Source organism: Musicola paradisiaca NCPPB 2511, assembly GCF_000400505.1.
Classification (GTDB): domain Bacteria; phylum Pseudomonadota; class Gammaproteobacteria; order Enterobacterales; family Enterobacteriaceae; genus Musicola; species Musicola paradisiaca.
The window spans coordinates 1,203,110-1,225,088 of record NZ_CM001857.1 but is presented as its reverse complement, the minus strand read 5'-3'; the positions used below and the strand labels follow the sequence as shown (position 1 = coordinate 1,225,088).

Genomic DNA, 21,979 nt, shown 5'->3' with positions numbered 1-21,979 from the left:
GCCACTCTGCCAGTATGCGCCGACAGAAACGGCGTCGGCTTTTTTCGTGATGAATATCACAATAACAAAAACAAAATTAAAGCATTTCCCGAATATGACTTCTCGTCTTAAGGAAAAATTAATTTTTATAATCAGCCTATTAAGCCAATAAAAAAGCAGTAACCCATGGGATTACTGCTTTGGTTATGGTAAATCAGGTTCCTGGTAACTAATGACAACAGACAGAATTGTACTAGTCTAAAAACATCAACAATTACTTACGCAGCATCGCGTCGATGAAGCTTTTCCAGTTGTTGAGTTCGATTTCGATCATGATGACTCCTTACGGCTTATTTGGATCGTGAGGTTATTATACGCTTCTTTTTTGACCATAAAAATTGTTTTGGGGCACATTATTGTGCTCTTCTTCGCATTTCTGAAAAACGACACGTCCGATAACTCAATGATTTATTAAGACTATTTTAATATTCCGCCGTATCCCCCGTTCTGTTGTATGCTTTTCTATTCTTTAACAGATAAAAAACAACAGGTTTCAGAATAATGGCCATCACGATGTACGGCATCAAGAACTGCGACACGATCAAAAAAGCTCGCCGCTGGCTGGAAAACAACCATATTGACTACCGCTTTCATGACTACCGAACCGACGGTCTGGACGACAAGTTACTGCAATCGCTGATAGCACTGGCTGGTTGGCAGGCCCTGCTGAACACCCGTGGAACGACTTGGCGTAAGCTGGATGAGGCCGTCCGCATCACAATCGACAATGAATCTGCAGCAAAGACTGTTATGCTGGAACACCCTTCATTGATTAAACGCCCCTTGCTCGTCACCCATGACCAGCAAACACTGCTCGGCTTCAGCGAAGAAAGTTATCAGCACTTTTTGACGGAGAATAAATAACGTGTCTTGCCCGGTAATCGAACTGGCCCAACAGCTTATCCAACGACCATCCCTCAGCCCGGACGATGCCGGTTGTCAGGAGCTGATGATCGAACGCCTGCATAATATCGGTTTTACTATTGAAAGAATGGATTTTGGCGATACACGTAATTTTTGGGCATGGCGTGGCAACGGAAAAACGCTGGCCTTTGCCGGACATACCGATGTCGTTCCAACTGGCGACGCTGGGCTATGGAAATTTCCCCCCTTTGAGCCAACATGCCATGAAGGCATGCTATACGGCCGTGGCGCAGCTGATATGAAAGGCTCACTGGCCGCCATGGTTGTTGCTGCAGAACGTTTTGTCGCCACTCATCCCCATCACCAGGGGAGGTTAGCGTTCCTGATTACCTCGGATGAAGAAGCCAAAGCGACGTATGGTACGGTCAAAGTGGTTGAAGCCCTCATGGCCCGCCAGGAACGGCTGGATTATTGTCTGGTTGGCGAACCCTCCAGTACCGAGCGCCTCGGAGACGTCGTCAAAAACGGTCGACGCGGCTCTATCACCGCTAACCTGCGCATTCATGGCATTCAAGGGCATGTTGCCTATCCTCATCTGGCGGATAACCCGGTACACCGGGCGATGCCGGCGCTGAACGAGTTGGTTTCAACCATCTGGGATGAAGGCAATGAGTTTTTTCCCCCCACCAGCATGCAGATAGCCAACATACAAGCTGGCACGGGAAGTAATAACGTCATCCCCGGCGAACTCTATGTGCAGTTCAACTTTCGATTCAGCACCGAGCTAACGGATGAAACCATAAAACAACGAGTACAGGCGCTACTCGATCGCCATCAGCTTGATTACACACTGGAGTGGTGGTTGTCAGGGCATCCGTTTTTGACGGCACGAGGAGCACTGGTGGATGCCGTCGTCAGCGCGGTGGAACATCACAGCCAGATGACCCCACAACTGCTGACTAACGGCGGCACATCGGATGGCAGGTTTATCGCTCGCATGGGGGCGCAAGTGGTGGAGCTCGGGCCGGTAAACGCCACCATCCATAAAGTGAATGAGTGCGTCAGCGCAGATGATTTATCGCTACTAAGCAACATGTATCAGCACATCATGGAGCAACTCATCGCATGATAGCCATAGCCTGCCTGACGGGAAAAAGCGACCGCCATCTGGCAACGTTGGCCGGGTCTCACCGCCTCCAGCCAGAAGCCGTTCATGCCTTCCTGGCTCTACAGCAGGCTGCTCGACAGGCGGGCTTTAATCTGCAACCTGCCAGCACTTTTCGGGATTTTGAACGTCAGCGCCTGATCTGGAACGGCAAATTCAACGGCCAGCGCCCTCTGCTTGATCAGAGCAGCAAACCGATTGATGCCCTGACGCTTAATGAAGGCGAACGTTGCGAAGCGATATTACGTTGGTCGGCATTGCCAGGAGCCAGTCGTCATCATTGGGGTAGCGATCTGGACATCTACGATCCTGACTGCCTGCCGGAAGGACAACCGCTCCAATTAGAGCCCTGGGAATACGAACCCGGTGGATATTTTGCAGCGTTGAACATCTGGCTGACGGACAATATGGCCGCGTTCGGCTTTTATCGCCCATTTGCGCAGGATCATGGTGGAGTAGCCGTCGAGCCCTGGCATATCAGTTATGCCCCTCTGGCGTCCGCAGCCGCTCAGTTACTGACTCCGGATGTACTCCTGCAGGCTTGGCATGGTGAAGAGATCGCCGGGCAAAATTGGTTAAAAGCGCACCTTTCCGCATGGTTCGAACGATTTATTGCTTCTGTTGATAAGGAGCCACAATGAACTGGCTGGCTGACTATTGGTGGATCGTATTGCTGATCCTGTTGGGGATGTTGATTAACGGCATCAAGGCCTTGTACCGTCTCGACCATAAACGTTTTCTGCAGAATAAACCGCCGCTGCCCCCGCATCGGGATAACAATGCCGAGTGGGATAAAGAAGACGACTGGCCGCAAAAGAAGCCCTAATCGACACAACAATATCAGCTCCACGCATACACAACCACCACCTCCCAAGGAAGTGGTTCACCGCTGACAATAAAAAACGTGGAGCGGGGTTATTGCTTCCCCGCTCCACGTTCCTTCTGCGATGTTTCTCGTTACTGCTCGGCTTTCTCTGGTGTTGGCATAAAACCTTAGCGAAAGGCGACCAGCTCGCCTCGGATACCCAGTACAGCCTCATCCCAAAAGCGCTTGGGAATATAATGATGCAAACGATCCAGTGCGTAATCCATCATACGGTCGTCAATCGCGTGCCCTAAATCTGGTACCAGATCCAGAGTGAAGTCAGAACCTTGCGCTCGTAAACTCATGGCTGCCTGTTGGGCATGTTCCGCCGCAATGACCGGATCATTTTCGCCATGCACCAGATGCACCACAACATCGTACATAGGCTGCTCCGGCAACGCAGCGAACCGACCGCTAAACGCCACCACCCGTCCCGCCAGACTTTTCTCCGTCTTTAAGGCCTCCAGAATCATGATGGAGCCCTGGGAGAATCCAATCAGTGCGGTATGCGTATAATCGATGCCGGATTTATCCTGCCAGTAACGCACCGTTTCAATAAAACGTGGCATGATGGCCTTGATCCGATGAACGCGGTTTTCTTCCGTCACCCCCTGAACCGAAAACCATTGGCGCCCTTCCCCCATGGCGAAACGCTCTGGACCGCCAACGCTGACAACCAGCGCCATGGGAAATGCATGCGCGAAATAACGCCCTATCTGCCCCATCGATACCGGGTTATCTCCTACACCGTGATACAGCAAAAAAAGTTGTTTGGGCGAGGGTGGATTCTGCACCACGAAGTAATCATGTTTCATGTCACGTCTCCCGCTGGCTTTCGCCAGAAAACCGTCATAAAAGTGTGAATTTCGCCACTATACGCCTCTCATTGACCGGTAAATATTGAGGTTTATTGAACAAGTCATTCCATTATCCTGTATCAGGATCAGTGTAGATAAAGGTTAAAAATTAACCGTCAGAAAACCGCGTGAAGTTAAAAAAATGTGATCAACACCACTTGAGGGAAAAACAAAAGCAGAAGTGACATTTGGAACATCACGTTACCCGCGTATCAGACACACCATTCGTATGGGTATTCACACCACATATTTGCTAGCGCAGTCGCTCAATCAGCTAAAACCACCCAATCACGCCAACGCTGATACAAGCATGCGTCAAGTCGCTGCAAGGCATCCGCACATTCGCCTCGCCACAGGCGCACCAACGCTTTACGGCCGGATATTTGAAGATACGCCGCAATCTCCCCTACCGACCACTGTCGTTCAAGCCATAAACGCAGCGCTTCAAGGGGTAACGGAGAATGTCGGAGCAAACGAACCAACGCATCCCGACAAGCCTCCGGCGTGCGATAAGCCAGCGCAAAACCGGCCAGATTCATCCAATCCTGCGAAGTTAAGGAATCAACATCCATCGACGGCAGCGTAAGCGGCAACAGTTGCGCGTTATACCGCTCGACTCCATCTCGACACAACTGCCGGTACGCATCCTGCGCCAGTCGATGCCCTTCCTCGCTAAGCGGCAAAATCGCCATGACGCTGTAGCACCCACTACTGGCCTCGACATGAGTGCCGATGCGCGCCAATTGAAAACCGCAACGCTGCCAGAATTGCCAGAGATCGGGCTGAAAACCAAAGCTGACCGAAAGAAAATCGATCCCCAGCTGTCGGGCCTGCCGTACCTGGGCCGCGACCAACGCCTGCCCAATGCCCTGACACCGGTGCGCAGCCAACACCGCAATTCGGGTGATTCTGCGCGAACGCAGCACCGGCGCCCGCCACTGATTACCGTGCGCCGCCAATGACTGAGCCACCAGATTGCCGCGCGGACGCCGCCGTCCGGCCCAAACTTCCCGCGCCAGAGCCTCGGATAACCCGCCTTCATCCACCAGCCAAACCACCCCGACAATCCCCTGACGCCCGCGCACGCTGGTGATATGCATCCCAGGCGCATCCAGCAACCGGCGCAAATCCAGCGGCGATGTGCGGTAATGGGCGCTGCAAAGCAAACCATAACATTCGGCCAAACGTGTGGGTTCAGATTGCCAACGGTCACGAGACTCATCGCTATCGACGAAAGGGGCATCGACCCGTGCGGCGACCGACTGCTCTGCATCAAACATCATGATGCGATCCAGCACCCGCTCGACAGGATCATCAACCGCCCAGCGCAAAGGCTCCGTCAGCGACATCTCCCGCCATGCCGGCAAGGAGGCGCAAAATTTCAGCAAGAAACCGCGCCCGGTTCCTTCATATCCCAGCACGGTCGTCGTCATAACCACATGGCGGAAAAATGGCAGCAGCGCCGCCAGCTGCGGAGTCGGAATCGCGGCAGCCTCATCAATCAGTAGCCATTCTGCCGTTACCGAACCAGGTTGCCGACAATAGTCCAGTAACGCATCCGGCGCCCAGAAACGAACCTGTTCTCCGGCTTGTTGCAGCAAGATATCTGATGCGGATCGCGAGGGTGCCGTTACCCAGCATTCAGACTGACATCGGCGCGCCAACATACCAGCCAGCGTTGATTTTCCCCGCCCACGAGGAGCTGTAATAACGGAAATGGCCGGTTTTTCAGCCAGCAAGCGTTGCAAAAGCGCGCGCTGTTCTGCCGAAGGCGTGCCATTGGCTGGCGTCCAGTCCGGTCGGCTGACGGGTAGGGAAATCACTGGATTCGTATGCTGACGCCACAGAACCACCTCCGGGTCAGCCAGCAGACATTGTTGCATATGTTGGATAAAACGGGGGGTGGCGATAGGGGCGGGTTGTTCACTCCAGCGCAGGCTATCGGCGTCGGGGACAAACGCCCAGTCATCCCAGGCAGGAGCCAGCAGAATCAACCAACTTCCTGCGCGTAACGTACCGGCCAGCATAACCAACGATTCTACATCGAGGCCATCCCGGGCATCGAAGACCGCGTGCAGATACTCATGTCCCAACAAGCCGCGAACCTGACGCGCCGCCAACGAGGGATAATTTACCGCCGGCGCTGTCGGCCCAACCCACAACCAATCGCCCGCCAGCAAACCACGCAGAAATATCGCCTCCTGCAAGCACCAGTTTCGTTCGCCGCTCAGCACTAACAGCCGTCGGATACCACTGCGCTGTTGCTGCTGTTGGCTGACAACAAAAGCTTCCACCCTATTTACGCCCCGCAGGTCTACCCTTTGCCAATCAATAGGGACAGCAGCCCGGCGGCGATCAGCGGCCCCACCGGTACGCCACGCAGCAACGCGACACCTATCACGGTTCCGACCAATAACCCGGCAACCACCGACGGCTGATTACTCATCAGGGACACGCCCCGCCCACCCAGCCAAGACACCGCGATACCGATGATGACGGCCAGCAACGATTTCCAGTTCAGAAACGCCTGAACCACTTCCGAAGCGGCAATCTTTCCGCTGGCAATCGGCGCCAGAACGCCGATAGTCAACACCAATATCCCAAACGACAGGCCGTACTTTTCCACCCAGGGGAAAAAATGATTAAGGGGAGTAAAACGAACCACCAGCAGGAACAAAACCGCCAGCGTAATCGTCATGTTATGGCTGACGATACCCAATACTGCGAGCACCAGCAAAATAAGCAGGGGCGAATCAAGAGAGGCCATGAAAAATCCTTGCCGGGATAACAGGTCACAAACAGGCGGGCAATCATAGCACTGATTATTGGCTGCTGCGGCGCGGCTCGATCAAGATTTTTCACAGTGATATGGCGGGCGATATGGTGTCGCCCGCGAAAACGTAAACGATTGCGCTGTTAGTCCAGTTTTACCCCTAAACGGCGTGCCACTTCCTCATAGGCTTCAATCAGACCACCCAGACTCTGACGGAAACGGTCTTTATCCATTTTATCCAACGTTTCCTTATCCCACAGACGACTGCCATCGGGGGAGAATTCGTCACCCAGCACCACTTCGCCCTTAAACAGACCGAACTCCAGTTTGAAGTCCACCAGGATCAGACCAGCGTCATCGAACAGCTTGCTGAGTACATCGTTCGCCTTGTAAGTCAGTTCCTTCATACGAGCCAGGTTTTCTTCACTCACCCAACCGAACGTTTTGCAGTACGACTCATTAACCATCGGGTCATGCATGGCGTCGTTTTTCAGGAATAAATCAAACAACGGCGGATTGAGGATTTCACCTTCCTTGATGCCCAGGCGTTTCACCAACGACCCTGCAGCGCGGTTACGCACCACACATTCAACCGGCACCATATCCAGCTTTTTTACCAGCACTTCGTTGTCAGACAACAGTTGCACCATCTGGGTCGGGATACCCGCATCCGCCAGTTTGGTCATGATGAAATGGTTGAACTTGTTGTTCACCATCCCTTTGCGATCGAACTGTTCAATGCGAGCGCCGTCCCCTGCTGACGTATCATTGCGGAACTCCAACACCAGCAGATCAGGATCGTCCGTGGTGTAGACCGTTTTCGCTTTTCCGCGATACAACTCAGCTAGCTTTTGCATCTTTAATACTCCACACAAGTAAGGGCCACGGCACACGGCCCGGTGATTTAACTCGTCGATAACTTAATGAAGAAGGGTCGGCTAACCGACCCTTGCATTACTTGCCGCTTACGATTTGGTTAGCGCGGCCTGGAACACCGAAACCAGCGCATCATTCTGCGACTGGGTCAGCGTATGACCCTTGGCGTCGATAAACTGTAGCGTACTGCGGTTGCCTAAATCGCCGACCTGCAATTTGTAGTCGCCCTTCGGCAATTGCGGATCTTTGGCGCCCAGCGCATCCCAGGTCGAACTGCCCGGCGCTTTATAGGTGATGGTTATGGAACCCTGCGGACGGCTACGATCGCCCACTTGCATGCCGATGCTTTCCAGCGCTTTCGGCAGACGATCCCAGACCTGATTATACGGGCCGCGCACCACCAACAACGGCAAACCGGAATCATCCGCTCCGCTCTGAACGTTCAACTGTTGGCTATTACGGCCGGCCAGCGCGTTATCGCTCTCGTTCAGGCGCTTATCCAGCGCATCAGACAGTGTGTTGAGCATCTGGGCGGTATAACGTTGAATCTCGGTTCCGTCTGTCACCGGACGGGTATTTTGCTGCAGTTCCAGCTGTTTTACCGTTAACGCCAACTGATACCCTTGCGCTTGCAGGCTTATCTGATAACGCGCCTGATAAGCCACATCTTCGTCTTCACGCTTCCAGGAGATCCAGTCGGTGGTCAAGGTCTGGTTGGCATCCTGACGGCTGGCGATAGCATAATTTCTGGATTGCAGCACCTGCACAATCTGCGGCCAGAGATGGCTGTTACGCGCGCTGTTTTCCAGCAACAGCGTTGCCGTATTGCCGACAGTCTGTCCACGAGAACCGTTCAACAACGCCAGCGGCTGTGCCGGCGGCCGAATATCCAACGCCTTGCCCAAAGCACCGTTCGGCGTGGTCGCTGGAATATCGAAATCACTATTCTGCAGCGGCAGGATCAGACCCGATGGCACATTCAACGACCGATGCTCCGGCGTGCTCAAATAAGACTCATCGCCGTTGACCTGGCGCTTATAACGTTGATCGCTGGAACAGGCGGCCAGCATCATGATCAGGGAAACCCCAACCACCTTCGCCACCCGCGACTTTTGCAATGAAGAACTCATCAACTCTCCTAACGGTTACAGCAAACCCGCCTGCTTCAGGGCCTGCTCAACCACGGTACGGCCAGATTCCGTCAACGGGGTCATCGGCAGGCGAAGCGTATCGGTCGCCATCAATCCCAACGCCTTGCACGCCCATTTCACTGGGATGGGGTTGGGTTCAACAAACAGTTTCTGATGCAGCGGCATCAAACGCTGGTTCAGACGGCGGGCTTCGGCAAAATTCCCCTGCGCAGCCAGTTCGCACATCGCCGCCATTTCACGGGCCGCGATGTTGGCTGTTACGGAAATCACCCCTTTGCCGCCCAATTGCATGAAGTCCAGCCCGCTGGCGTCATCGCCGCTCAGCAAAATGAAATCTTCACGAACCAGTTCTTGGATCTGACTGACGCGGCTTAAGTTCCCTGTGGCTTCCTTAATGGCGACAATATTTTTGACTTCCGACAGACGGGCGACGGTTTCAGGCAGCATATCGCAACCGGTACGCGCCGGGACGTTGTACAGAATTTGCGGTAAATCGGTATGTTCGGCGATAGCTTTGAAGTGCAGATACAAGCCTTCCTGGGTCGGCTTGTTGTAATAAGGCGTCACCGTCAGGCAACCGGCTACGCCGGTATCGTTGAAACGTTGGGTGAGTGAAATGGCTTCCGCAGTTGAATTGGCGCCGGTTCCGGCGATAACGGGAATACGGCCATCGCTCAATTCCAGCGTCATCATCACCACTTCGCCGTGCTCATCATGGCCCAACGTGGCGGATTCACCGGTGGTACCCACCGACACAATCGCTGCAGTCCCGCTAGCGACATGATAATCAATCAGTTTTTTCAGGCTTGCACGATCAACGGCACCTTTGTCGTCCATCGGCGTAACCAGAGCAACAATACTACCCGTAAACATTGGCCATCCCCTCCACAAACAAGTGCCTCATGGTACTTTTGAGTTCTATGCAAAAGCAAGCTTGCAACCTCGGTTGTAAGCGCTTGGCAGGTGGTTTTTTTTGTGTTTACCATGTTACTCCCAACATTCTGTACAGGAAGAACAATTTTGCCGAGCCCGGAAGAACACTATCTGGTCATCACCGCCTTGGGAACCGACCGCACTGGTATCGTTAATACGATTACCCGCCACGTCAGCAGTTGTGGCTGCAACATCGAAGATAGTCGACTTGCAATGCTGGGCAAGGAATTCACCTTCATCATGCTGCTTTCCGGCAGTTGGAACGCTATCACGCTGATTGAGTCCACTCTGCCGCTTAAAGGCGCGGAACTGGATCTGTTGATCGTGATGAAACGTACCGAATCGCAGGCCCGCCCGCCGATGCCCGCCACCGTTTGGGTAAAAGTAGAGGTCGCGGATTCCCCTCACATCATTGAACGCTTTACCGATCTGTTTGACTCTCACCAGATGAATATTGCCGAGCTGGTTTCCAAAACCCAGTCCGCCGAGGGTGCCGCGCTGCCGCAGTTATATATTCAGATCACCGCGCACAGCCCGGCTACGCTGGACGGTTTAATTATTGAGCCGGCTTTTCATCAGCTATGTACAGAACTGAACGCGCAAGGCAGTATTAGCGTGGTTAACTATCCACAGCACGAAGACAAAGATGGAGAGTAGTGATGAACACACTGAAAGCCGGTGATATCGCACCGACATTTAGCTTGCCTGACCAGGATGGTGAACAAGTTAATTTGACCGACTTCCAGGGACAACGGGTACTGGTGTATTTCTACCCCAAAGCGATGACGCCAGGTTGTACCGTGCAGGCTTGCGGACTGCGCGACAACATGGACGATCTGAAAAAGCACGGCGTAGAAGTCCTGGGCATCAGCACGGATAAACCGGAAAAGCTGTCCCGCTTCACTGAGAAGGAACTACTGAACTTCACACTGCTGTCCGACGAGGATCATCAGGTGGCGGAACAATTTGGGGTATGGGGCGAGAAAAGCTTCATGGGTAAGACCTATGACGGCATCCATCGCATCAGTTTCCTGATTGACGCTAACGGCGCTATTGAAAATGTCTTCGACGATTTCAAAACCAGCAATCACCACGATGTCGTGCTGGACTACCTGAAGGGCGCCTGACAGCCCGGCAACGGCCCTCTTACTTCTCGTTTTCTCTGTCGGCGTCCGCTTCCCTGGCGCCGGCAATCCTCGCGGCGTCCTGCCCGATTTTCTATTTTTTAACCCTGCTTTTTCCCGCTGCGTGTTTCATTGTGTGCCCACGCTGGCTAAGATGATGCTCATTTCTCTCTGGCTGTTCAGAAGGTTGTATCCGTTATGTCTCATCGGCTCTCTAAAACGGTCATCTCCATTCTGGTGGGAATGCTGCTGGCCGGAAACCTTGCCGCCACCGCCGCACAAGCGCAGGACAATGGCCTGCCGGACATCGGCACTACGGCCGGCGGCACGCTCAGCATCGGTCAGGAAATGGTGATGGGCGATTTCTATGTACGCCAATTGCGATCCGGGGCGCCGCTGATTAATGACCCACTGCTGTTGCAGTACGTCAATCGCCTGGGTGGGCGGCTGGTCAAATCCGCGGACTCCGTGCGCACACCGTTCCACTTTTTCCTGGTCAACAATGACGAAATCAACGCCTTTGCTTTTTTCGGCGGCAATGTCGTACTGCATTCCGGGTTGTTCCGTTACGTTGAAAATGAAAGCGAACTGGCGTCGGTGCTGGCGCACGAAATCTCTCACGTCACTCAGCGCCATCTGGCCCGTGCCATGGAGGCACAGAAAAGCAGCGCGCCATTAACCTGGGCCGGCGCGTTGGGCTCACTGCTATTGGCTATGGCCAATCCTCAGGCCGGGATCGCCGCGCTGAGCGGCACCCTTGCCGGCGCCCAGCAGGGCATCATCAGTTTTACCCAATCGAATGAACAGGAAGCGGATCGCATCGGGATCCAGGTATTGCAGCGTGCCGGTTTCGATCCGCAGGCGATGCCCAATTTTCTGCAACGACTGGCGGATCTCACCCGCTACGCCACCAAACCGCCGGAAATGCTGCTGACGCACCCCTTGCCGGAAAGTCGGCTGGCGGATGCGCGCAACCGCGCCAACCAGATGAAATCCTCCCCGGTACAGTCATCGCCGGATTTCTATTTCGCCCGCATTCGCGCCATGGGAATGTACAGCACGTCGGACAGCCCCTATACCGCGACCTTGCTGGACAACTGGGCTAAAGGCAATGTGCGTGAACAGCAGGCGGCTCAGTACGGCCGGGCGATTCGTGCCTATCAGAACAAGAAATATGACGACGCGCGAACCACGCTTCAGCCGCTGCTGGATAAATCCCCGGATAATCCCTGGTTTCTCGATCTGATGACCGATATCGATCTCGGTCAACAGCGTGCCGCCCAGGCGATCGCCCGCCTGCAGAAAGTGCCGGACGCGCAAGACAGCCCGGTGTTGCAAATCAACCTGGCCAACGCCTATGTCGAAGGACAGCACTCGGCAGACGCCGTAAAACTACTGCGCAAATATACCTACGCCCATCCGGATGACCCGAACGGCTGGGATCTGTTGGCACAGGCTTCCGCCGCTCAGGGCTCGCGCGGCGAAGAGTTGGCGGCCAGAGCGGAAAGTCTGGCGCTCGGCGGCAAGCTGGATCAGGCCATCCGCCTGCTGAGCAACGCCAGTTCCCAAAGCAAGCTCGGCAGTATGGATCAAGCGCGCTACGACGCCCGCATCGACCAGTTGCGAGCGCTGCAACAACGCTTCCGCCCTTATGAAAAATCCTGACGCAAGGCAGACCCACATGAACAAGCACATCGTCATTTACCACAACCCACGCTGCACCAAAAGCCGGGAAACGCTGGCGCTGCTGAAGCAGCAGGACATCGAGCCCGAGATCATTCTGTATCTGGAAACACCGCCGGACGCAGCGACGCTGACTGCACTCATCAAACAGCTGGGGTTTCACAGCGCACGCGATTTGATGCGCCAGAAAGAAGATCTGTACCGCGAGCTTAAGCTGGCCGATAACGCGCTGACCGAAACGCAGTTGATCGATGCTATGGTGCAACACCCCAAACTGATCGAACGACCGATCGTCGTTGTCGGCCAGCAGGCGCGTATCGGCCGCCCGCCGGAAAGCGTGCTGGAAATCCTGTAACGGTGCGGTGCGTTGTAGTAAAAATCCTTATAGACCAAGGATCTCTTTGACGAAGGGAATCGTCAGCTTGCGCTGAGCGGTGATGGAAGCGCGGTCGAGCTGATCCAGCGTCGTAAACAGCGTCCGCATCTCCCTGTCGAGGCGTTTGAGCAGAAAGCGGCTCACGTCTTCCGGCAGTTCGAACCCCCGCAACCGGGCGCGTAATTGCAGCGCTTCGCCTTTTTCCTCATCGGATAACGGCTGCAGACGGTAAATCTGCCCCCAGTCCAGACGCGAGGCCAAATCAGCTAGATGCAGATTAAGCTGGCGTGGTGGTCGATCGCCGGTGATCAACAGCCGGGTTCGCCCGCTCTCCTGAATGCGGTTATACAGGTTGAACATCGACAGTTCCCACTGTTCGTCGCCGGCTATCGACTCGATATTATCGATGCACACCAATGCCAGCTGCTCCATGCCATCCAACACTTCCGGCACAAAATAGGCGCGCTTATCCAGCGGAACGTACCCTACCGCTTCACCAGTACGCGAGCATTCAGCACAAGCGGCATGGAGCAGGTGGCTACGGCCGCCGCCCTGACGAGACCAAAAATAGAGATAACTGCCATGCGTCTGATTTAACGCATGATGGATGGCTGCCAGCAAAGACGTGTTTTCACCCGGATAGAAACTGTCGAACGTTTCGTCATCCGGTAGATAGAGTGGCAATGAAAGCTGTGCCGGCGTATTCAGAAGCACCTCAAACCAAACAGGCAGGAAAACTGCGTCAGTCTACCACAGAACGCATCGCCGGTTGAACCCGGCGACCGCACCGTCCGCCGCGCAATGCAGCGGACGGTATCCGCAATGTCAACGTACTGCGCCGTCATTATCCGGCGGGTCAATCACCTCTTCTTCTTTACGGAACAGGCTGATAATGCGAAACAACAGGCTAAGGAACACACCAACGACCGTCGCCAGCGCCATACCTTTCAGTTCAACCACACCTAAGTGAATCTTGGCGCCGCTGACGCCGATAATCAGAATCACCGATGTCAGGATCAGGTTCTGCGCCTTGTTGTAATCCACTTTGGATTCGATCAAAACGCGGATGCCGGAGGCGCCGATAACGCCGTACAGCAGCAAAGACACACCGCCCATCACCGGCACCGGCACCGCCTGAATCGCCGCAGCCAGTTTGCCGACGCAGGACAGCAAAATGGCGATAAGCGCCGCGCCGCCGATCACCCAGGTACTGTAAACCTTGGTGATCGCCAGTACGCCGATGTTTTCGCCGTAGGTGGTATTCGGCGTGGAGCCGAAGAAACCGGAAAGGATGGTGGAAATACCGTTGGCGAACAGCGAACGGTGCAGGCCCGGGTCACGCACCAGATCCTTTTTCACGATATTGGCAGTTACCACCAGATGACCAATGTGTTCGGCAATCACCACCAACGCGGCGGGCAGAATGGTCAGCATAGCGACCCACTCAAAACGCGGCGTATAAAAGGTCGGCAGTGCAAACCAATGCGCCTGGGCGATCGGCGCCAGATCCACCATGCCCATGAAAAACGCGAAGGCGTAACCCACCAGCACGCCGATCAAAATCGGGATAATCGCCAGAAAGCCACGAAACAATACCGAGCCCAGTACCGTCACCGCCAGCGTCACCAGCGACACCGTCACGGTTTTGGTATCCATTTCAACGCCGGCAGCCGGCGTCAGGCCGGCCATATTGGCCGCCACCCCGGCCAATTCCAGCCCGATAACCGCCACAATCGCGCCCATCGCCGCCGGCGGGAAGATCACATTCAACCAGCCGGTTCCCGCCTTATGCACCACCAGCGCCACCAGACAGAACACCAGGCCGCACATGATAAAGCCGCCTAACGCCACTTCGTATCCTTGCGGCAACAGCAGTAACACCGGGGAGATAAACGCGAAGCTCGAGCCCAGATATGCCGGAATCTTGCCTTTGCAGATGAACAAATAAAGCAGGGTACCGATACCATTGAACAGCAGTACCGTAGCCGGGTTCACCTTGAACAGAATCGGCACCAGCACGGTAGCGCCGAACATAGCGAACAAGTGTTGAAAGCTCAGCGGGATGGTCTGCAACAGCGGCAACCGTTCATGTACCCCGATGGCGCGACGAGTCATCTCATTTTCCTCTGTAAGTTTACTGTCTGTGAAATACCGGCGTTCCCGGCAGAAAACCGCGCCGGCCTCGCCGACGCGAAAAAAACCTTCGTCCCTGGCCAGCCGCCGCCCCGAACGCCAGACAGCCGACAGCCGGAGCAACCACGCCCAATAGACGTCGTTTCCCTGCATTACGATATTGTCTGTTCGACTGGACTACGCCGCCGCTGTTCCCGACGGCCGTCGGAGGGAAATCCATTCCAAAAAAAAGCCGACGCTAAGGTCGGCTTAATGGCTTACTTGGTACCAAAGAGCTTATCGCCGGCATCGCCCAGACCCGGCATGATGTAACCGTGTTCATTAAGCCCTTTGTCGATGGCTGCGGTATAAAGCTCCACATCCGGATGCGCTTTCTCCAGCGCGGCGATCCCTTCTGGGGCCGCGACCAACACCAGAATCTTGATGCTGCGGCACCCGGCTTTCTTCAACAGATCGATAGTCGCGATCATCGAACCGCCGGTCGCCAGCATCGGATCCACCACCAGCGCCATGCGCTCATCAATATTGGAAGCCAGCTTCTGAAAATAGGGAACCGGCTCCAGTGTGGTTTCGTCGCGATACATCCCGACAACGCTGATGCGCGCGCTGGGTACGTTCTCCAGCACGCCTTCCATCATGCCCAGCCCGGCACGCAGGATCGGCACGACGGTAATTTTTTTGCCTTTGATTTGATCGACTTCTACCGGCCCGCACCAGCCTTCAATCGTCACTTTCTCAGTCGCCAGATCGGCAGTGGCTTCATAAGTCAACAAGCTACCTACTTCAGACGCCAGCTCACGAAAACGCTTGGTGCTGATATCATGCTCACGCATCAGGCCCAGTTTATGTTTGACGAGCGGGTGTTTCACCTCGACGATCTTCATCACTTTTCTCCCCTTCGGCATAGGACGGCCAAAAAAATCGCGGGATTATACCGCTTTTTCGTCTTGCGGCTATATGATCGACGCTGATCCAGATCAAGCTATTACAGAAATTCTCCGTTGCCGGCAAAACGCGCAGGCCGCGAATACATCACTCGCAAACGTTTGCTTACGCTGCTAGAATGTGCGCGCTCGATTTTTTCAACCAATCGTAACCTCCGTGGGGACTCCGCAGTGACCGATAAAACCTCTCTCAGCTATAAAGACGCAGGCGTGGATATTGATGCAGGCAATGCATTGGTAGACCGTATTAAAGGTGTGGTGAAACAGACCCGCCGCCCGGAAGTCATGGGTGGTCTGGGCGGTTTCGGTGCCCTGTGCGCCTTACCGCAGAAATACCGCGAACCGGTACTGGTTTCCGGTACGGACGGTGTCGGCACCAAGCTGCGTCTGGCGATGGATCTGCAGCGTCACGATACGATTGGCATCGATCTGGTGGCCATGTGCGTCAATGATCTGGTGGTGCAAGGCGCCGAGCCGCTGTTCTTCCTGGATTACTACGCCACCGGCAAGCTGGATGTGGATACCGCAAGCCGCGTCATCACCGGCATCGCTGAAGGTTGTAAACAGTCCGGCTGCGCGCTGGTCGGCGGCGAAACGGCTGAAATGCCCGGCATGTACCACGGCGAGGATTATGACGTCGCGGGGTTCTGCGTCGGCGTGGTCGAGAAATCGGAAATCATCGACGGCAGTCAAGTACAGGAAGGCGACGCGCTGATCGCGCTGGCCTCCAGCGGCCCACACTCCAATGGTTACTCGCTGATCCGCAAAATCCTTGAGGTTAGCGGCACCAACCCAGAACAAACACAATTAGACGGCAAACCACTGGCCGACCACCTGCTGGCTCCGACCAAGATCTACGTCAAATCGATACTGTCTTTGATTGAGAATGTCGATGTGCACGCCATCTCTCACCTGACCGGCGGCGGCTTCTGGGAAAACATTCCGCGCGTATTGCCGGAAGGTATGCAGGCCACTATCGATGAAGCCAGTTGGCAATGGCCGTCGGTATTCCAGTGGTTGCAGCAGGCCGGCAACGTTAGCCGCCACGAAATGTACCGCACGTTTAACTGCGGCGTCGGCATGATCATCGCGCTGCCCGCCGCACAAGCGGAAACCGCCATTGCACATCTCAATCAGAACGGCGAGAGCGCGTGGAAAATCGGTGTGATTAGCCGCACCGACAACGGAGAGACAGTGGTCATCCGGTAATGAAAAATATCGTAGTTTTAATATCAGGCCAGGGAAGCAATCTGCAGGCGTTGCTCGACGCCTGTCAGGATGGCAGGCTCAAAGGGCGTATTGCGGCGGTATTAAGCAACAACCCTGATGCTTACGGCTTGGTTCGGGCGCAAGAAGCAGGTATTCCGGCCCAAGCATTGCTGCCGTCCAACTTCGCCAGCCGTGCCGATTTTGACGCTGCGCTGGCGGAAGAAATCGCTCGCCATCAACCTGATGTGGTGGTGCTGGCAGGTTACATGCGTATCCTCAGTGAGGCGTTTGTCCGCCGGTTTTCTGGCAAAATGCTCAACATCCATCCATCCCTGTTGCCGAAATATCCGGGCCTGCATACTCACCGCAAAGCGCTGGAAAATGGCGATAGCGAGCACGGCACTTCCGTCCATTTCGTTACCGAAGAGCTGGATGGCGGCCCAGTCATCCTGCAAGCCAGGGTGCCGATTTTCCCGGAAGACAGCGAGCAGGATGTACAGGAACGAGTGCAAGCGCAGGAACACAGCATTTACCCGTTGGTGGTGAGCTGGTACCTGAATAACCGGCTGGCTTTACGTGATAACCGCGCCTGGCTGGACGGCGTTGCGCTTCCCGCCGCCGGCTATGCCGCCGAATAACCGCCAACGTTCACCGCTACCGTCTTAGCCAACCGCTAGCGGGAAAACTCAGAACCGCCATCTCCTGATTTTCCCGCCCATCTCCGAAACTCAACCGGACAGCCATTGCACTCGCAGCCTGTCATCTCGCTTCGCCATCGTTTTTCGTTGTGATGCCCACGCTGCATGCCGTCGCCATCTGGATAATGACCTTCATCACAAAGGTTATAAAATTGTATGTAAGCGCTTTCAATGCTGTGACGAGACTCACGCAGCAATGCCCTGCCCCCTGACAGAATGGCGTCACCCCCCCCTCTTCGGGGTGCGGTCAGGACAACCTTTACCTCTGTGGTGAGTATTGATGATAACCATTCGTGATGTCGCGCGTCAGGCAGGCGTATCCATCGCCACCGTGTCCCGCGTGCTTAACAACAGCAACTCAGTGACACCGCAAACGCGCGATCTGGTTCTTCAAACCGTGGAGCGGTTAGGCTACCGGCCAAACGCCAATGCACAGGCACTGGCGACGCAGATCAGCGACACGATCGGCGTGGTGGTGATGGACGTGTCCGACCCGTTTTTCGGCGCCATGGTGAAAGCGGTTGATACCATTGCTCAGCGGTTACAAAAACACGTACTTATCAATAACTCCTACCATCAGGAAGAGAAGGAACGACACGCAATCGAAGTGTTGATCCGCCAGCGCTGTAACGCGCTGATCGTCCATGCCAAGGCGCTATCGGACGATGAGCTGAGCATGTTTATGGATCAAGTGCCGGGCATGGTGTTGATCAACCGTAACCTGGCAGGCTATGACCATCGCTGCGTCTGTCTGGACAACATCAGCGGCGCCATGATGGCGACCCGCATGTTGCTGCAACAAGGGCATAGACGCATCGGCTATCTTCGCTCCAGCCATCCGATCGAAGACGTCATACTGCGACAGACCGGCTGGAAACAGGCCATGATGGAACAAGGCATGACCCCGGCGGATGAGTGGATTGCCAACGGAGAGCCCGACCTGCAAGGCGGAGAGGCGGCGATGGTGGAATTGCTGGGCCGCAACCAGCAACTCAGCGCCGTATTTGCCTACAACGACAGTATGGCGGCAGGTGCGCTGACGGCGTTGAAAGATAACGGAATTGAAGTACCGACGCAGTTCTCCGTAATTGGGTTCGATGACATTCCCATTTCACGCTATACCGATCCGCGGCTGACCACCATCCGCTACCCGATTGTCTCCATGGCGAAAATCGCGACAGAACTGGCGCTAAAAGGTGCTGCCGGGCAACTCGATCCATTAGCCCGCCATTGCTTTATGCCGACCTTGGTTCGACGCCACTCGGTAGCGGCCTGCCAAAATGTGGGGCCAGTCACTGATTCAGCAACATCCATGATGTAACCGCTTTCAATCTGTGAGTAAATTCACAGTTAATTAACATTGCAATCCCTATGATGGGCACATCCTGCGGAGCAGATTTCGGGGAATGCGGTACCGGACAGTTCTGCGAAAACGTTCACACTCACCGTCAGGGAAGCGTTACTGAACAGGGAATCAGGTTTTATCTTAGGCAATGCCTGAAAACCGGTCGGCTTAAGCGCAACGTTTTCATCTCGTTCGTTCAGGCCGATGCTTACTTAACCGATAGTCAACCCATTCCGGTGCTGACGGAACGGCGCGACAAAAAACTACCCTGCATAAACCCGGAGATATCATGAATAAGAAGGTGTTAACTCTCGCAACGCTGGTCGCCAGCATGATGTTCGGTTCAATGGCCCATGCTGCGGATACCCGTATCGGCGTCACCATCTACAAATACGACGATAATTTCATGTCGATGGTACGTAAAGATATTGAAAAAGAAGCCAAAGCCCTGGGTGGCGTCGAACTGCTGATGAATGACTCGCAGAACGACCAGTCCAAACAAAACGATCAGGTCGATGTCCTGCTGGCCAAAGGCGTGAAAGCACTGGCTATCAACCTGGTTGACCCGGCTGCCGCGGCCATTGTGGTACAGAAAGCGAAAGCGGCCGATGTACCGGTGGTGTTCTTCAACAAAGAACCGAACGCAAAAGTGCTGGCCAGCTATGATAAAGCCTACTATGTCGGTACTGATTCCAAAGAATCCGGCATCATTCAGGGTCAGTTGATCACCAAACACTGGAAAGCCAACCCATCCTGGGATCTGAACAAAGACGGCGTTATCCAGTACGCCCTGCTCAAAGGCGAACCGGGCCATCCGGATGCCGAAGCCCGTACCAAATACGTGGTGGATACCCTGACCAAAGACGGCATTAAGGTTCAGCAATTGCAGATGGATACCGCCATGTGGGATACCGCGATGGCGAAAGACAAGGTTGACGCCTGGATGTCTGGTCCTAACGCCGACAAGATTGAAGTGCTGATTGCCAACAACGACGCCATGGCAATGGGTGCTGTCGAAGCGCTGAAAGCGCATAACAAGAGCAGCATTCCGGTATTCGGCGTTGACGCGCTGCCGGAAGCCCTGTCGCTGATCAAATCCGGTGCACTGGCAGGTACCGTGCTGAATGACGCCGACAACCAGGCCAAAGCCACTATCGATCTGGCGAAAAACCTGGCGTTGGGCAAACCGGCCGCTGAAGGCACCAACTTCAAAATTGAAAATAAAGTAGTGCGTGTACCTTACGTGCCGGTTGATAAAGACAACCTGGCGCAATTCACGAAGTAATCTTGTCAGGGCGCAGCAACCGCTGCGCCCGTCACTGTTTGAACGACCGGTTTTTTCAGCCAGACAGTCATGTTCAGTCTGGCAACGTTTTAGCCAGGTAATTATTTCGACCAGGTAAAATATGACCAGTGATACTCTAACCACTCAGCGCGAATTCCTGCTGGAGATGACCAATATCAGTAAGTCGTTTCCCGGTGTAAAGGCATTGGATAATGTCAACCTGAAGGTGCGCCCCCACTCTATCCATGCCCTGATGGGAGAAAACGGCGCAGGAAAATCGACGCTACTGAAATGTCTGTTCGGCATTTATCAGAAAGATACCGGTAGCATTCAATTCCAAGGGCAGGAGATCGATTTCAAAAGCGCGAAAGAAGCGCTGGAGAACGGCGTATCCATGGTGCATCAGGAATTGAACCTGGTTTTGCAACGCTCAGTCATGGATAACATGTGGCTCGGCCGTTATCCCAAAAAAGGGTTGTTCGTCGATCAGGAAAAAATGTATCGCGACACCAAAGCCATTTTCGATGAACTGGATATCGATATCGATCCGCGCGACAAAGTGGCCACACTGTCCGTGTCGCAGATGCAGATGATCGAGATCGCCAAAGCATTTTCCTACAATGCCAAAATCGTCATCATGGACGAGCCCACCTCGTCACTGACGGAAAAAGAGGTGAACCATCTGTTCACTATCATCCGTAAGCTGAAAGACCGGGGCTGCGGCATTGTTTATATCTCCCACAAAATGGAAGAGATCTTCCAGTTGTGCGATGAAATCACCGTCCTGCGTGATGGTCAGTGGGTCGCGACGCAGCCGCTCGAAGGCCTGAATATGGATCAGATCATCGCCATGATGGTGGGCCGCTCGCTGACCCAGCGTTTCCCGGAGAAAACCAACACCCCCGGTGACGTGATGCTGGAAGTACGCGGTTTGACCTCAATGCGTCAACCGTCTATCCGCGATGTGTCGTTTGACCTGCGCCAGGGCGAGATTCTGGGGATTGCAGGTCTGGTCGGCGCCAAACGTACCGATATCGTCGAAACCCTGTTCGGTATCCGCGAAAAACTCAGCGGCACCATCACGTTGCGCGGCAAGCAAGTCAACAACCATTCCGCCAATGAAGCCATCAACAACGGTTTTGCATTGGTGACGGAAGAACGGCGTTCCACCGGGATTTATGCCTATCTGGATGTCGGCTTTAATTCGCTGATTTCCAACATCAACAAATATAAAAACAGCATTGGGCTGTTGGATAACTCCCGCATGAAAAGCGACGTGCAGTGGGTTATCGATTCCATGCGGGTAAAAACCCCAGGGCACCATACCCCTATCGGTTCACTCTCCGGCGGCAACCAACAAAAAGTCATCATCGGGCGTTGGCTGCTGACCCAGCCGGAGATCCTGATGCTCGACGAACCGACCCGCGGTATTGACGTGGGCGCGAAATTCGAGATTTATCAGCTGATTGCCGAACTGGCTCGTAAAGGCAAAGGCATCATCATCATCTCGTCCGAAATGCCGGAACTGCTTGGCATTACCGATCGAATTCTGGTGATGAGCAACGGCCTGGTGTCAGGCATTGTCGAAACCAAGAACACCACGCAGAACGAAATTCTCCGTTTAGCGTCGTTACACCTTTAATGATGCAAGGGCTGTTA

The 21,979-nt window shown here is 54.5% G+C and carries 23 protein-coding genes; 13 read left to right on the top strand and 10 right to left on the bottom strand.

Features of this window, described 5'->3' with window-relative positions:
• Positions 1-253: 253 nt before the first annotated feature.
• Entirely contained in the window at positions 254-313 is a 60-nt protein-coding gene (gene ypfM, locus DPA2511_RS24215; protein WP_146214195.1) for a protein YpfM, read from the bottom strand.
• A 227-nt stretch (positions 314-540) separates the two neighbouring features.
• On the opposite strand from ypfM, the gene DPA2511_RS05540 reads away from it, so the two are divergent.
• The 4 genes from DPA2511_RS05540 to DPA2511_RS05525 are packed head-to-tail and all read left to right on the top strand — an operon-like array spanning position 541 to position 2,894.
• Complete coding sequence (locus DPA2511_RS05540; protein WP_012764703.1) at positions 541-903, top strand: ArsC family reductase; 363 nt, start codon at positions 541-543, stop codon at positions 901-903.
• Position 904: 1 nt separating this feature from the next.
• The gene (gene dapE / locus DPA2511_RS05535) at positions 905-2,032 is read left to right on the top strand and encodes a succinyl-diaminopimelate desuccinylase (RefSeq protein ID WP_012764702.1); all 1,128 of its coding nucleotides are present in this window, start codon (positions 905-907) and stop codon (positions 2,030-2,032) included.
• Entirely contained in the window at positions 2,029-2,709 is a 681-nt protein-coding gene (locus DPA2511_RS05530) for a M15 family metallopeptidase (RefSeq protein ID WP_012764701.1), read from the top strand. Before dapE ends, DPA2511_RS05530 begins: the two co-directional genes overlap by 4 nt.
• Positions 2,706-2,894 (top strand): YpfN family protein, encoded by a 189-nt coding sequence (locus DPA2511_RS05525; protein ID WP_012764700.1) that lies wholly within the window; start codon positions 2,706-2,708, stop codon positions 2,892-2,894. Before DPA2511_RS05530 ends, DPA2511_RS05525 begins: the two co-directional genes overlap by 4 nt.
• A gap of 167 nt (positions 2,895-3,061) precedes the next feature.
• Here the strand turns inward: DPA2511_RS05525 and ypfH are convergent, their stop codons facing one another.
• From ypfH to dapA, 6 genes are all read right to left on the bottom strand, one after another.
• The gene (gene ypfH, locus DPA2511_RS05520) at positions 3,062-3,748 is read right to left on the bottom strand and encodes an esterase (RefSeq protein ID WP_012764699.1); all 687 of its coding nucleotides are present in this window, start codon (positions 3,746-3,748) and stop codon (positions 3,062-3,064) included.
• Between the two features lie 308 nt (positions 3,749-4,056).
• Entirely contained in the window at positions 4,057-6,084 is a 2,028-nt protein-coding gene (locus DPA2511_RS05515) for a tRNA(Met) cytidine acetyltransferase TmcA (protein WP_012764698.1), read from the bottom strand.
• A 20-nt stretch (positions 6,085-6,104) separates the two neighbouring features.
• Positions 6,105-6,557 (bottom strand): DUF441 domain-containing protein, encoded by a 453-nt coding sequence (locus DPA2511_RS05510; protein WP_012764697.1) that lies wholly within the window; start codon positions 6,555-6,557, stop codon positions 6,105-6,107.
• Positions 6,558-6,706: 149 nt separating this feature from the next.
• Positions 6,707-7,420: a phosphoribosylaminoimidazolesuccinocarboxamide synthase gene (purC, locus tag DPA2511_RS05505; RefSeq protein ID WP_012764696.1), complete on the bottom strand. Its 714-nt coding sequence runs from the start codon at positions 7,418-7,420 to the stop codon at positions 6,707-6,709.
• A gap of 108 nt (positions 7,421-7,528) precedes the next feature.
• A complete protein-coding gene (gene bamC, locus DPA2511_RS05500) occupies positions 7,529-8,569 on the bottom strand; it encodes an outer membrane protein assembly factor BamC (protein ID WP_012764695.1) in 1,041 nt (346 codons plus the stop codon).
• Between the two features lie 15 nt (positions 8,570-8,584).
• Positions 8,585-9,463 (bottom strand): 4-hydroxy-tetrahydrodipicolinate synthase, encoded by an 879-nt coding sequence (gene dapA, locus DPA2511_RS05495; protein WP_012764694.1) that lies wholly within the window; start codon positions 9,461-9,463, stop codon positions 8,585-8,587.
• A gap of 147 nt (positions 9,464-9,610) precedes the next feature.
• On the opposite strand from dapA, the gene DPA2511_RS05490 reads away from it, so the two are divergent.
• The 4 genes from DPA2511_RS05490 (at position 9,611) to arsC (ending at position 12,685) form a co-directional block, all read left to right on the top strand.
• Positions 9,611-10,180, top strand: coding sequence for a glycine cleavage system transcriptional repressor (locus DPA2511_RS05490; RefSeq protein ID WP_012764693.1), 570 nt, complete (start codon positions 9,611-9,613; stop codon positions 10,178-10,180).
• A gap of 2 nt (positions 10,181-10,182) precedes the next feature.
• Positions 10,183-10,650, top strand: coding sequence for a thioredoxin-dependent thiol peroxidase (gene bcp, locus DPA2511_RS05485; protein ID WP_012764692.1), 468 nt, complete (start codon positions 10,183-10,185; stop codon positions 10,648-10,650).
• 195 nt (positions 10,651-10,845) lie between these two features.
• On the top strand, positions 10,846-12,312 hold the full coding sequence (gene bepA / locus DPA2511_RS05480) for a beta-barrel assembly-enhancing protease (protein ID WP_012764691.1): 1,467 nt from the start codon (positions 10,846-10,848) through the stop codon (positions 12,310-12,312).
• Between the two features lie 16 nt (positions 12,313-12,328).
• Positions 12,329-12,685 (top strand): arsenate reductase (glutaredoxin), encoded by a 357-nt coding sequence (gene arsC, locus DPA2511_RS05475; protein ID WP_012764690.1) that lies wholly within the window; start codon positions 12,329-12,331, stop codon positions 12,683-12,685.
• Positions 12,686-12,712: 27 nt separating this feature from the next.
• Here the strand turns inward: arsC and hda are convergent, their stop codons facing one another.
• The 3 genes from hda to upp form a co-directional block, all read right to left on the bottom strand.
• The gene (gene hda, locus DPA2511_RS05470) at positions 12,713-13,420 is read right to left on the bottom strand and encodes a DnaA inactivator Hda (protein WP_012764689.1); all 708 of its coding nucleotides are present in this window, start codon (positions 13,418-13,420) and stop codon (positions 12,713-12,715) included.
• A gap of 111 nt (positions 13,421-13,531) precedes the next feature.
• Entirely contained in the window at positions 13,532-14,821 is a 1,290-nt protein-coding gene (gene uraA / locus DPA2511_RS05465; protein ID WP_012764688.1) for a uracil permease, read from the bottom strand.
• Positions 14,822-15,096: 275 nt separating this feature from the next.
• A complete protein-coding gene (gene upp / locus DPA2511_RS05460; RefSeq protein ID WP_012764687.1) occupies positions 15,097-15,723 on the bottom strand; it encodes a uracil phosphoribosyltransferase in 627 nt (208 codons plus the stop codon).
• 231 nt (positions 15,724-15,954) lie between these two features.
• Between upp and purM the strand changes: the two genes are divergently transcribed.
• The 5 genes from purM to mglA all read left to right on the top strand — a co-directional run bounded on the left by purM (position 15,955) and on the right by mglA (position 21,962).
• On the top strand, positions 15,955-16,992 hold the full coding sequence (gene purM, locus DPA2511_RS05455) for a phosphoribosylformylglycinamidine cyclo-ligase (protein ID WP_012764686.1): 1,038 nt from the start codon (positions 15,955-15,957) through the stop codon (positions 16,990-16,992).
• On the top strand, positions 16,992-17,630 hold the full coding sequence (purN, locus tag DPA2511_RS05450) for a phosphoribosylglycinamide formyltransferase (protein WP_012764685.1): 639 nt from the start codon (positions 16,992-16,994) through the stop codon (positions 17,628-17,630). The genes purM and purN overlap by 1 nt, the downstream gene beginning before the upstream one ends.
• A 340-nt stretch (positions 17,631-17,970) precedes the next feature.
• Positions 17,971-19,011, top strand: a complete 1,041-nt coding sequence (galS, locus tag DPA2511_RS05445; protein WP_012764684.1) for an HTH-type transcriptional regulator GalS — start codon at positions 17,971-17,973, stop codon at positions 19,009-19,011.
• 313 nt (positions 19,012-19,324) lie between these two features.
• On the top strand, positions 19,325-20,320 hold the full coding sequence (gene mglB, locus DPA2511_RS05440; RefSeq protein WP_012764683.1) for a galactose/glucose ABC transporter substrate-binding protein MglB: 996 nt from the start codon (positions 19,325-19,327) through the stop codon (positions 20,318-20,320).
• Between the two features lie 121 nt (positions 20,321-20,441).
• Entirely contained in the window at positions 20,442-21,962 is a 1,521-nt protein-coding gene (gene mglA / locus DPA2511_RS05435) for a galactose/methyl galactoside ABC transporter ATP-binding protein MglA (RefSeq protein WP_012764682.1), read from the top strand.
• Positions 21,963-21,979 lie beyond the last annotated feature (17 nt).